The sequence below is a fragment of the Hymenobacter sediminis genome, assembly GCF_003231285.1.
In the GTDB taxonomy this organism is placed as follows: domain Bacteria; phylum Bacteroidota; class Bacteroidia; order Cytophagales; family Hymenobacteraceae; genus Hymenobacter; species Hymenobacter sediminis.
This window is the reverse complement of record NZ_QKNS01000015.1, coordinates 1-10,945: the sequence shown is the minus strand read 5'-3', so window position 1 is coordinate 10,945 and position 10,945 is coordinate 1. Positions and strand designations below refer to the sequence as shown.

The window sequence follows — 10,945 nt, the reverse complement described above, 5'->3', positions numbered from 1 at the left end:
GTGCCAGCGCTGCTGCACCCCGCCGCTGAGCGTGCGCTGCAGCTCCAGACCCTGCTCGTCGCGCTCGATGCGACTAAGCCAGCTGCCGGCCCGCGCCTGAGTAACTTCGCCTAAGGTTTTACAGATCTTTTAGTTACGGGGGTACATGCCTTGCATCGGCTTTCTCTCATCGAGGTCTTACCTGAGAGTGCGTTCTGTTTAGGTAAAGGGACTTCGTTATTCTTGAAAAATCCCAAATGGAATGGGTGACAAAAAGTATATGCCTATCGGGCAAGCTTTCTTTCGCGCTCTATGCTTCGTTGAGCATGCTCTTCTAAGCTGTAAAAGGTAAGACCCATAAACTTTTCTTGCTCCAGTAAAGTCTTTGTCTCTTCCGTACAAATGAGCACTTGCCAGTATGCAGGTTCCTGCAAATAGAACAATGGTGGCACAGATGCTTCAGGACGAAATACGAGGTCCTGATAATACGTGTTGGGTGGTGTATGCTTAGTTAATGGCTTTACAGGTGAAAGTATGTGAGGTGACTGGTCCACGTTTACTAAGCTATTGTCGTCTCGAAACAAACGCAGCAAATAGTAGGGCTGATCAGTGAGCGGCTTGTTACCAGTGGATACTATGGTCAGGTTGCTCTCCTCGTAGTGTCCTGCTAGCCAACCATGACGTTGCATGAAATCTCGGAGGCGGGCCGATACCACCCACTGTCGCAAACTGTCGGAGAAAAGGTCGGCTCGGAAGCGACGTAATCCTTTGCAAACCATATGTAGTTGAGGTGGCAGCTGAAATTGTGCAGGTACCGGCACCCCGTCACGTTGTGGGTTATAGCGGGACCAAGGGCGCGAGTTCAGTGCTTCTGTAGGCTTCTCTTCGTTGAACTCTTCCGTAAGAGTGCGTGAAATGACCAATGGCAAGCCTGCCTGATCATCAGCTTGTGCGATTTTATCAATTACAAAAAACATTCTCTTTATTTAAGGCATGATGGTGCAACCACCACCACTGCGGCGGCTTAAGCGTTTGCGCTCGGCTTTTTGCAACGCGCTGATTTCTTTTCTTGCCTGAGTTTTTGTGATGACGCCGTTTTCAAATCTAGTGCGGGTCTGACCAACACTGACTCTCATGTCATCAATGGTTTGTGGGTGGCCACCACTATGGTATTGATCGAATTTGTGGTTTATACCCGTTGCCTCATCTTTGGGTAAGTACACGCCATTGGCTGGCGAGTCTTTGGGGTTGTAACCTTTAGGATTGTGGACCCGAGTGCCGTCACGATTGATACGCGCATGGGGTGCTTTTTTGCCTAGACCAATGTCATCGAAGAAGTCCTGGTTTTCTGTCCACACCTCATGGGGAATAACGTGGTGGGCGCGGAAATCACTCTTAGGAAAGTAGGTGTTGCCTTTCGCATTGAGCAACGGGTTGCCCTGCGCATCCCGTGCGATAATGCCATGCGTACGACCGGCCTTGATCATCCGATTGCCCAGCGTGCCACTACCTTCACTGAGGCCCAAGACGTCGAGTTGGGTGAGCGGGTCGGCCACGTAGGCGTGCAGGGCCCCGCCACCGGCCAGGCCGATGGGGTCCTGGCTGATGTAGACGCCCACTTCTGGGTCGTAGTAGCGGAATCGGTTGTAGTAGAGGCCGGTTTCGGTGTCGTCGTACTGGCCCTGGTAGCGGAAGGGACAGTCCTGAGGCTTGCCTTTTCCTGCGCGTACTTGGCCATAGCTGTCGAGCTCAACTTGCCAGGTCTTGGTGCCGGCTTGGTCGTAGAGCTCCAGTGGGGTGCCTAGGTGGTCGGTCAGGATGCTGTAGCGGGCCTGGGCCGTGAGCTTGGCCATGGGAGCGAAGCTCTCTTCCTCAAACAGCCAAGTGACGACGTCGTTAGCCTGCTCGTGAGATAATGCTTTACACCTATTATTCCACTTATAGTTAGTATTAAAAAAAAGGGGCAACTGTTCAAGTTACAGTCGCCCCTTTTTTAGGTGGTCATTTTTCAATATCGTATTTTACCTCCTCATATCCATTGTCGAATATATTTTTTATTTTATTGACCTCTTCTCCATTATAAGAAAACAAAACATTAAAAGATGTTCCTTGTTGATCATTATTCCACTGATCAACTCTGATTCTGGTTAATAAATTATCGTTATAAAAATATTCTTCATGTTTAGAGCCCCTAACTCCTTTTAAATCTAATGTTTGTACTTTGTTGTCAACAATATTTCTTATTTTAATATTTATTAATGTTTTATTACTTGCGTAGAGAAGGCTTGTTATTCGGCTGCTGTCATAGTATATAAATTCATAATTGTATTGATTGTTAATACTGAGGCCATGCTTTATTACGATAATATTATTGTGTATATCAAAAGAATAGCAATATTTATTCTTTGTGGAAATTGGTTTCTTGTTTATTTTTTTTCCTTGCTTAAAACCTGACCTTTGAAAATCATAAGGGCCTATATTAAAATATTGGCCTGCGGTCCATTCTTCATGAGTTATTAGTTTATTTATTTCTGTGAAATGATGATCAAATTTGTCCTGTTCTTCTGAAAATGCCTGTGTAATGCTCATTTGTGTTTAAAAAGAAAAGGCACCGTTAAAGATTTCACTTCTTATTTTTCCAAGCTCATTTCTAATATCAGCTTCTGAAGTAAGAAGATTAATTCTATCATACATGGCCTACTTGTATTTTTTTTGTATGGATTTTACTATGCGCAATCAATGATAAATTATTATTGGTCTTAACTGCAGATGACTAGGGTAGGAACACACCATTATCAGCATCGTTGATGTCAATTCCATGATTAGTTAGCTTCTGCCGCAAATCAACCATACGAGTATCGGTTGAGTTTGACATAAATCATGTGGTGAGCTGCATTTGCGTAAGCGGGCTCTATTTCCCCAGCTGCAAGCATATTATTGCGTAAAATTGCCGCATCAGATGAGCAACTTAAGCCAAATATATCTAACCATGAAGAAGTATTCTTGACATAGTTGTACAGGGGAGCACCTGCGCATAGCCCAATAGGGTCCTGAGAAATATACTTACCTACTTCAGGGTCGTAGTAGCGGAAGCGGTTGTAGTACAGCCCCATTTCAACATCTTCGTACTGGCCCTGGTAGCGGAAAGGGCAGTCCTGCGGCTTGCCCTGGCCCTGGCGCACCTGCCCGTAGCTATCGAGCTGGGCCTGCCACGTCTTCGTTCCCCGGGCGTCGTAGAGTGCTAGGGGCGTGCCCAGATGGTCGCACACCACGCTGTAGCTGCCGTGCTCCGTGAGCTTGGCTTGGGGAGCAAAGCTGTCCTCTTCGAAGAGCCATGTCGTCAGGTCCTGTACATTACCGGCCCCAAGGCCAACTTCCAGCTCGTGCCACTCGTGTAGGGGGGGGCCATCCCAGACCCAGCGCGTGACCTTGCCCCGGAAGCGCTGGGTCTGGCGCCGGCCCAGCGCATCATAGGTGAAGGTCACAGCATAACCGTCAGGCCGGGTAACGGAAGTGAGCTGACCGGCTCCGTCCCAGGCATAGCGCCACTGCTTACCACTGGGCGTGGCTTTCTGGATGAGGTTGCCTTCCGCGTCGTACTGGTAGCGGGTGCCTCCGACCTCACGCAGCTGCCCGCCCGTGCCGTAGCGCCGGTCTGTGCGCTCCCGGGTGCGGAACAGGTTACCCACCGCGTCAGGCTGGCGTAGCTCCTGGGTGCCATCGGAATAGAGGACACCCTAAAAGCCAAGGCCAAGGCTACAAAGTTTTTGTTTTTAAGGATAATGCTATGTGTTATCATATGCATCTCCCAGACTTTGAAACCCTTCTTCTAGCCAATATGGGTAATTGCCAGTATTCTTGTAGAGGTTTTGTAGAAGCTCAGTAAAAGAGTTTGCTATAACAGGTTGCTCTCCAGCAACCCCGTGTCGGTCCCAAAAACTGTCATAACATTTGCCTAATCGCTCCTTACTTAGGTCTATTGTAATGTACTGTGACTTTCCATCAGTAGCAATTATAAACCAGTTATTACTAATATCGTCTTCTATTTCCTCCCCTATAATGACGGGGTTTGCTCTTAGGAAATCCTCAGCACCGACAATCTCTAACGGATATTCCGCCGATTTGAACAGTTTAATCGAGCTGTAGTTTTCCAAATAGTACTGTAAGTCTGTGGGAAGGCTATACTCTATTTGAAGGGGTAAAGGAGATAGCCTTTTTGCAACAACACAGTCATTTGTGCTAGCTATAGTTGCAAGAAAATCTTCTAAGTTTTTCATGATATTAAGTTACTTTAAGGTTTGCACCCATTCGAGACATAGTCGCTGAACTTTTTATAGTAAGCATCTCTCGCTGGTTGTGGTACGTTAGCCGCATCAAACATTTTTTCCGATAAATCCCGCACTTCTGCTTCTGACACTGTTGTCCAATCCACTTTGCCGCCAACTCGCCTTCCTGTTCTTTGCTCCAGCCAATCTCTATAAATGGATTTAGTATTGCTATGCTGCGATTGAGTTAATGCAATTGTAGGATTATGCCCTGCTCTACTTTTATAGCCAGGAACGTTGTGGGTGGCCTAAACATCAAGATACTGTGGTGGTTCTCTAGAGGTGATGTTTTGGCGCTATAGTTAACGATATCAAACGGGTTAGTAGGGCTTAAACCGAGATGATCTAGCCAACTGTTAGTATTGTGTACATATGAGTATATATTAAGATCCCCCAAATCCCAATAGGGTCTTGAGAAATATACTGTCCTGCTTCGGGGTCGTAGTAGCGGAAGCGGTTGTAGTAGAGTCCGGTTTCGGTGTCGTCGTACTGGCCCTGGTAGCGGAAGGGGCAGGCCTGCGCCGCGCCCCGACCCCGGCGCACGGCCCCGTAGCTGTCGAGCTCAGCTTCCCAGGTGACGGAGCCTTGAGCATCGTAGAGCGCCAGGGGCGTGCCCAGGTGGTCACACACCACGCTGTGGGCTCCGCTGGCCTGCAGCTTGGCCATGGGGGTAGGCGGGATGTACCACTTACAGTTCTGCCAGGTATGGACTCTTTCTCATTCAACTCTTCCGGGAGAGTGCGCTCAATGTAGAGTGAAGAACCCTTGCTTATGCTGGAGTTCCAAAGGAAGCTAAGTAACAGAAAGCATAGCTCTATTGATTACCTGTTATGGTAAAGCCTTAGGCAAGTCGCTTGGTGGACCAAAGGGGTATTGTTCATGATACAGTTGCTCCTGGGCATAATCCTCCAGATTGAGAAAGTTTATACCTAAGAACCCCTCTTTTTCCATTTTGGCTTTTATTTCCTCGCTACAGAAAAAAGAATACCAATAGCTTCGGTCATTCAGAAAGAAGAGAGGAGGAACTTTCGCATGTGGTTGGAATACTAGATTAGAATAATAAAAGCGCACTAGAGTATGCTCAGTCAGTGGTGGTTGCGAGGAAAATACTTTAGGGTTTTTCTCAAAATCCACCAAAGAATTATAAGTTTTCACTAGCCGCAACAGGTAGTATTGCTTATTAGTAATTGACTTTTTGGAAGGAGATAAAAGTGTTAGTTCGCTCTGCTCATAACATTCTTCGAGAAGGTGGTTTCTTTGTAAAAAGCCGAGGAAAGCGGCTGATACAATTCACTCAAGAGGTGTATCAGTGAAAAAGTCAGGTACAAACCGTCGAATGCCTTTGCACACAAGAATTAGGTTAGCTGGCAGACGTAATGGTTCAGGCACCGGGAAACCATCACGGAGCTGACTATAATTCTGCCAATTGCTTGAGTATATACCATCCATTGGATTCTTCTCATTGAACTGCTCGGTGAAAGTGCGGTGCAGGAAGACGGGAAGACCTAGTTTAGGCTTCGATTCCCGCGCGTGGTGAGTGACAAAGAGCATTGATAGGTAGGTCGCATTTATATTCTCCCCTTTTCTTCCTGTTCAATGCAAACACGCATATACTCTTTAAGTGAATAAAAATCGAATCCAAGAAAATTCTCTTTTTCCATTGCCAGCTTAATTTCTTCATTGCAAAAAAAGCTAGACCAATAGTTGGGGTCATCGAGATAAAATAAATCAGGCACCTGAGCTTGATTCTGGAACATCAATTCCGGGTAGTACACCTTGGGCGGGGTATACTCAGTAAAGGGTTTTACCGGCGAAACTACCCGAGGTGTTTTCTCAAAGTCCACCAAGGCGTTATCATGACGAAACAAACGCCATAAATAGTAAGGCTGTTCAGCCAGTGGTTGATTCTTCGTTGATACCACTGTCAGTTGGCTTTCCTCATAGTGCCCTTCCAGCAGGTTATGGCTGCGCAGAAAGTCCCGGAACTTAGCTGAGATAATCCACTGCCGCAGGTCGTCAGCGAAGAAGTCGTGCTGGAAGCGGCGGATGCCTTTGCAAACCATTATCAGGTGGTCCGGCAGGTGCATGTCCTCCAAGACAGGAGCTCCGTCCCGATACCATTTATAGCTCTTCCAATTACGAGTGTAAATGCCTTGCATCGGCTTCTTCTCATTAAACTCTTCGGTCAGCGTGCGCTCGATGTAAGTAAAGAGGCCTTGTTTTTCCTGAGAATCCCAGATGGGATGAGTGACATAAAGCATGGATTTTACTTAGGGTTAAGGCATAACAGTACAAGTGCCTCCTCGACGGCTACTCAGCCGTTTACGTTCAGCTTTCTGCAAAGCCTCGATTTCTTTCCGGGCTTGTGCGGCAGTGATAGGGTTGGTAGTGGACCTAAACCTGTCTCGCACATTGACTACCCTAGCCTCCATCGCAGCACTAGTATTGCGATGGCTGCCTTTGTGATAGAAATCAAATTCGTATCCTGGCCTTTGGGCTACAGTGGCATTTTTGGGCAGAAAAACACCATTTTCAACGGCATCCTTCGGATTAAACCCTTGCGGGTAGTCCGGACCAGAGCCACGAGGAAAGGCCCGACTAGGCCCTTGCTTCCCCAGGCCGATATCGTCGAAGAAATCCTGGTTATCGGTCCACACTTTGTGGGGAATAACGTGGTGGGCGCGGAAATCGCCGCGATTAAAGCCGGGGATACCGTGGGTATGGCCCGCACGCTCCATCCGGTCACCGAGGGTAGTGCTGCCTTCGCTGAGGCCAAAGACGTCGAGTTGGGTGAGCGGGTCGGCCACGTAGCCGTGCAGGGCCCCGCCGCCGGCCAGGCCGATGGGGTCCTGACTGATGTAGAGGCCCACTTCGGGGTCGTAGTAACGGAAGCGGTTGTAGTACAGGCCCGTTTCTACGTCTTCGTACTGGCCCTGGTAGCGGAAGGGGCAGTCCTGGGCTGCACCCCGGCCTCGGCGTACGGCCCCGTAACTGTCGAGTTCGGCTTCCCAGGTGACTAAGCCTTGGTCATCATACAACGCCAGAGGCGTACCCAGGTGGTCGCAGACCACGCTTTGTGCCCCACTAGCCTTGAGCTTGGCCATAGGGGCAAACGTGGTGTCTTCAAACAGCCAGGTGGTCAGATCCAGCAAGGCCCCGTTGCCAGGGCCCACTTCTAGCTCCTGCCACTCGTGCAGGAGCTTGTCACCATCCCATACCCACCGCGTGACCTTTAGTAATTATCTAATGCTAGTTATTGAGCCTCTCATCCCGCTTGCCATTTTGACCAAGTGCCTTGCTGTCTTTAAAATATACTACGGCAAAGGTTTCGGCCGCTCGCTCGGCAGGCCGGATGGATACTGTTCCTTGTAGAGACGCTCCTGCACATAGCCCTCCAAAGTATAGAAGTTAAACCCCACGAAGTTTTTCTGCTCGATCATTTCCTTAATTTGTTCCGTGCAAATGAAGGTTCCCAATAATGATTCTTCGTCGATGTATAACATGGCGGGAGAAGCAATTCCTTCTCGAAAAATTAAGTCAGGATAATATACTGTTGGTGGAGTATGTTTGGTTAGCGGCTTTTTAGGTGATACAATTTTAGGGGTTTTTTTAAAATCAATTAAATCATTATCATCCCTAAAGAAACGCAATAGGAAATACTGCTTATTAGTAATCGACTTTTTTGTTGTGGATAGCACAGTGAGTTTACTTTGTTCATAGTGTTGTTCCAAAAGGTGATGTTCTTTTAAAAAAATCAAAAACTGCTCCGATACAATCCAGGTATGAAGATTATCGAAGTATAAATCTGGTTCAAAGCGTTTGATTCCCTTGCAAATCATTAGCAAGCTGGTGGGTAGGGAAAAATCCTTTGGTACGGGAAAACCATGTTGATAGGGATTATAACGACGCCAGTTACTGGAGTAGATGCCTTCCATTGGCTTCTTCTCGTTAAATTCTTCGGTAAAGGTTCGGTCCAGGAAGGTTGGCAGACCTTCTTTATCCTGAGATTCCCGAATTCGGCAAGCAATGTATAACATGAGAGTAGAGACAACTATGGAATTTGAGTGCAGCCACCACTACGACGACTACTTAGACGTTTACGTTCAGCTTTCTGTATGGCGCTAATCTCTTTCCGGGCTTGCGTTTTAGTGATCTGGTTTCTGTAAAATCTTCGCCTAACAGCAATGACCTTATCATTCATGTCTGCATTGGTGTCAGGGTGCCCTCCCTTATGATATATGTCAAATTTATGTGTGACGCCCGTCGCCTCGTCTTTGGGCAAGTATACTCCATTGGCCGGAGCATCTTTGGGGTTGTAGCCTTTGGGATTGTGCACACGAGTACCGTCACGATTGATACGTGCGTGGGGTGCCTGCTTGCCTAGGCCAATGTCATCGAAGAAGTCCTGGTTTTGTGTCCAGACCTTATGCGGAATAACATGGTGAGCCCGAAAATCACTACGATTAAATCCGGGAATACCGTGGGTTTGGCCAATGGCTACTAGCCGGTCTCCTAATGTTTTACTGCCTTCACTCAGGCCAAAGACGTCGAGCTGGGTGAGCGGGTCGGCCACGTAGGCGTGCAGGGCCCCGCCACCGGCCAGGCCGATGGGGTCCTAGCTAATGTAGACGCCCACTTCGGGGTCGTAGTAGCGGAAGCGGTTGTAGTAGAGTCCGGTTTCGGTGTCGTCGTACTGGCCCTGGTAGCGGAAGGGGCAGGCCTGCGCCGCGCCCCGACCCCGGCGCACGGCCCCGTAGCTGTCGAGCTCAGCTTCCCAGGTGACGGAGCCTTGAGCATCGTAGAGCGCCAGGGGCGTGCCCAGGTGGTCACACACCACGCTGTGGGCTCCGCTGGCCTGCAGCTTGGCCATGGGGGCAAAGGAGTCATCTTCGAAAAGCCAGGTGGTCAACTCCTGCGCCGCTCCGCTGCCGGGGCCGACTTCGAGCTCCTGCCACTCATGCAGGGGCTGGTCGCCGTCCCAGACCCAGCGCGTGACTTTGCCGCGGTAGCGCTTGCTCAGGCGCCTTCCCAAAGCATCGTAGGTAAAGGTAACGGCGTAGCCTGAGGGTAGGGTCACACTCGCCAACTGGCCGGCGCTGTTCCAGGCGTAGTGCCAGGTCTGCCCCGCCGCCGTTTGCTTGCGGATCAGGTTGCCGTCGGCGTCGTAGTGGTAGCGCGTGCCGTTGGCTGCCCGCAGCTGCCCGCTGCGACTGTAGCGGCGGTCGGTGCGCGCTGGGGTACGGAACCGGTTGCCAATGGCGTCGGGTTGGCGCAGCTCCTGGGTGCCATTGGCGTAACGGGCACCCAGAATCATTTTACAGTGTTACCATGATGTATCAAATATTGCTATATATTCTTCTGGTGAGAGTAATGTTGTAGCGTAAAATTTGTTTTTAATTTCCTTTCTTAAATTTTCGCTTACTATAAGCGATTCGCCATAAGTTATTTTTTCGGAAAAAAAAGCACTTTGGCTTGTATCGGGTTTTATTCTTATGTTACTATATAAGTAATGGTTAGGCAAACTTTGTGATTCAACTTTGGTGTCAACATCAAAGTCTAATAAGTTATCATGGAATCGAGCTATTCTAATTACAAAATATTCTTTTGTGGAAATTGGGTTTCCCTTAGTGTTAATAATTGATGCTTTTGCAGTTTCATATCCTTCTTTAATGCCGTGAGCCTGTAAAAAAATCAACAGATCCCTTGATACGATTTTGTAATTTATATCCAACGAAAAGAAATCGAATAACACTTCTTTGTGTTTCTTAACGACAACAAATAGATGAGCAGGTAACTCTAGCTCTTGGCTAGGCGGTGGAAAGGGCATTAGCTGATGGTTATAGTCAAGCCACAACGCATCGGCTCCATACATGGGTTTCTTAGGATTGAAGTCGTCTGTGTAAGTTACATCTCCCCTTGCTGGAACACCTGTAGGCCGCTCCGCAGGTTGACTAAACCAGATTGCTACTTTTGTCATTGAACAAAAATCAAGTGTCAGTTATTTAGGTGAGTCTGCGGCAGCCAGTGCCCCCCGTTCTTGTGTTAAGTTGTGCGTGTAAATTTGTTTGTAATTGTTGGATATCCTGTCTCGCCTGAGCAATAGTAGCAGGTGTTACTGGTTGGGCCCCAAATCGGGTACGGATAGCCTCTACTTGCCTTCTAACATTTTGGCTATAGTTAGTATGACTTCCTAGATGATATCGCTCAAAGCCATAGCCATCACCGAGGACTTGAGAATTTGGTAAGAAGATACCATTAGATGCACTGTCGCGGCCTCGTAATTTTATATTCTTGAAAAAACGCCTATTAACAGGGTCATTCCAAATTTCTTCAGGAATAAGATGGTGAGCTTGCCACTCTGTTGCCTTTGTAGCGGTGGTAACAAGCCCACTGTGCGTATGCCCCGCTTTCATCAGGTTTTGTCCTAATGTATAGCTGCTAAGGCCCAGTATATCTACTTGTATATTAGTGTCGTCTACATATGCGTATAGAGATATCCCTCCTCTGATACCGATTGGGTCCTGGGAAATATACTGTCCGGCTTCGGGGTCGAAGTAGCGGAAGCGGTTGTAGTAAAGTCCGGTTTCGGTATCCTCGTACTGACCCTGGTAGCGGAAAGGGCAATCCTGTGGCTTGCCTTT

13 protein-coding genes and 2 pseudogenes are annotated in these 10,945 nt (G+C 48.2%); all 15 read right to left on the bottom strand.

Going from position 1 to position 10,945, the window contains the following annotated elements; genetic code table 11:
- Positions 1-263: 263 nt before the first annotated feature.
- Positions 264-956 (bottom strand): Imm43 family immunity protein, encoded by a 693-nt coding sequence (locus DNI29_RS23625; protein ID WP_110980620.1) that lies wholly within the window; start codon positions 954-956, stop codon positions 264-266.
- 9 nt (positions 957-965) lie between these two features.
- Positions 966-1,832, bottom strand: a complete 867-nt coding sequence (locus DNI29_RS25290; RefSeq protein WP_110980619.1) for an RHS repeat-associated core domain-containing protein — start codon at positions 1,830-1,832, stop codon at positions 966-968.
- Between the two features lie 148 nt (positions 1,833-1,980).
- Positions 1,981-2,568, bottom strand: coding sequence for a hypothetical protein (locus DNI29_RS23615; protein WP_110980618.1), 588 nt, complete (start codon positions 2,566-2,568; stop codon positions 1,981-1,983).
- Positions 2,569-2,822: 254 nt separating this feature from the next.
- A complete protein-coding gene (locus DNI29_RS25285) occupies positions 2,823-3,668 on the bottom strand; it encodes an RHS repeat domain-containing protein (RefSeq protein ID WP_110980616.1) in 846 nt (281 codons plus the stop codon).
- A gap of 96 nt (positions 3,669-3,764) precedes the next feature.
- Positions 3,765-4,256 carry an SMI1/KNR4 family protein gene (locus DNI29_RS23600; protein ID WP_110980615.1) on the bottom strand — a complete coding sequence of 164 codons (492 nt, stop codon included), beginning with the start codon at positions 4,254-4,256 and terminating at the stop codon, positions 3,765-3,767.
- 14 nt (positions 4,257-4,270) lie between these two features.
- Positions 4,271-4,540 (bottom strand): annotated as a pseudogene (locus DNI29_RS25405) (hypothetical protein); the annotation flags it as partial.
- Positions 4,541-4,649: 109 nt separating this feature from the next.
- Positions 4,650-4,970 carry an RHS repeat-associated core domain-containing protein gene (locus DNI29_RS23590; protein WP_202910576.1) on the bottom strand — a complete coding sequence of 107 codons (321 nt, stop codon included), beginning with the start codon at positions 4,968-4,970 and terminating at the stop codon, positions 4,650-4,652.
- 162 nt (positions 4,971-5,132) lie between these two features.
- Positions 5,133-5,855, bottom strand: a pseudogene (locus DNI29_RS25470) (Imm43 family immunity protein).
- A gap of 17 nt (positions 5,856-5,872) precedes the next feature.
- Positions 5,873-6,565 (bottom strand): Imm43 family immunity protein, encoded by a 693-nt coding sequence (locus tag DNI29_RS23580; RefSeq protein WP_110980612.1) that lies wholly within the window; start codon positions 6,563-6,565, stop codon positions 5,873-5,875.
- Positions 6,566-6,580: 15 nt separating this feature from the next.
- On the bottom strand, positions 6,581-7,456 hold the full coding sequence (locus DNI29_RS25280; protein WP_123823420.1) for an RHS repeat-associated core domain-containing protein: 876 nt from the start codon (positions 7,454-7,456) through the stop codon (positions 6,581-6,583).
- Positions 7,457-7,618: 162 nt separating this feature from the next.
- Positions 7,619-8,341, bottom strand: coding sequence for an Imm43 family immunity protein (locus DNI29_RS23570; RefSeq protein ID WP_110980610.1), 723 nt, complete (start codon positions 8,339-8,341; stop codon positions 7,619-7,621).
- 14 nt (positions 8,342-8,355) lie between these two features.
- Entirely contained in the window at positions 8,356-8,877 is a 522-nt protein-coding gene (locus DNI29_RS23565) for an AHH domain-containing protein (RefSeq protein ID WP_162303744.1), read from the bottom strand.
- Positions 8,878-8,919: 42 nt separating this feature from the next.
- Positions 8,920-9,618, bottom strand: coding sequence for an RHS repeat domain-containing protein (locus DNI29_RS23560; RefSeq protein ID WP_110980608.1), 699 nt, complete (start codon positions 9,616-9,618; stop codon positions 8,920-8,922).
- A gap of 9 nt (positions 9,619-9,627) precedes the next feature.
- Positions 9,628-10,281 carry an Imm43 family immunity protein gene (locus DNI29_RS23555; protein WP_110980607.1) on the bottom strand — a complete coding sequence of 218 codons (654 nt, stop codon included), beginning with the start codon at positions 10,279-10,281 and terminating at the stop codon, positions 9,628-9,630.
- 25 nt (positions 10,282-10,306) lie between these two features.
- A partial coding sequence (locus DNI29_RS25215; RefSeq protein WP_202910574.1) for an RHS repeat-associated core domain-containing protein occupies positions 10,307-10,945 on the bottom strand: 639 nt, incomplete at its 5' end.

Coding starts and splice junctions, on each gene's coding strand:
- DNI29_RS23625 (WP_110980620.1), bottom strand. CDS start 956: ATGTTTTTTGTAATTGATAAAATCGCACAAGCTGATGATCAGGCAGGC.
- DNI29_RS25290 (WP_110980619.1), bottom strand. CDS start 1,832: ATGGCCAAGCTCACGGCCCAGGCCCGCTACAGCATCCTGACCGACCAC.
- DNI29_RS23615 (WP_110980618.1), bottom strand. CDS start 2,568: ATGAGCATTACACAGGCATTTTCAGAAGAACAGGACAAATTTGATCAT.
- DNI29_RS23600 (WP_110980615.1), bottom strand. CDS start 4,256: ATGAAAAACTTAGAAGATTTTCTTGCAACTATAGCTAGCACAAATGAC.
- DNI29_RS23590 (WP_202910576.1), bottom strand. CDS start 4,970: ATGGCCAAGCTGCAGGCCAGCGGAGCCCACAGCGTGGTGTGTGACCAC.
- DNI29_RS23580 (WP_110980612.1), bottom strand. CDS start 6,565: ATGCTTTATGTCACTCATCCCATCTGGGATTCTCAGGAAAAACAAGGC.
- DNI29_RS23570 (WP_110980610.1), bottom strand. CDS start 8,341: ATGTTATACATTGCTTGCCGAATTCGGGAATCTCAGGATAAAGAAGGT.
- DNI29_RS23560 (WP_110980608.1), bottom strand. CDS start 9,618: ATGATTCTGGGTGCCCGTTACGCCAATGGCACCCAGGAGCTGCGCCAA.
- DNI29_RS23555 (WP_110980607.1), bottom strand. CDS start 10,281: ATGACAAAAGTAGCAATCTGGTTTAGTCAACCTGCGGAGCGGCCTACA.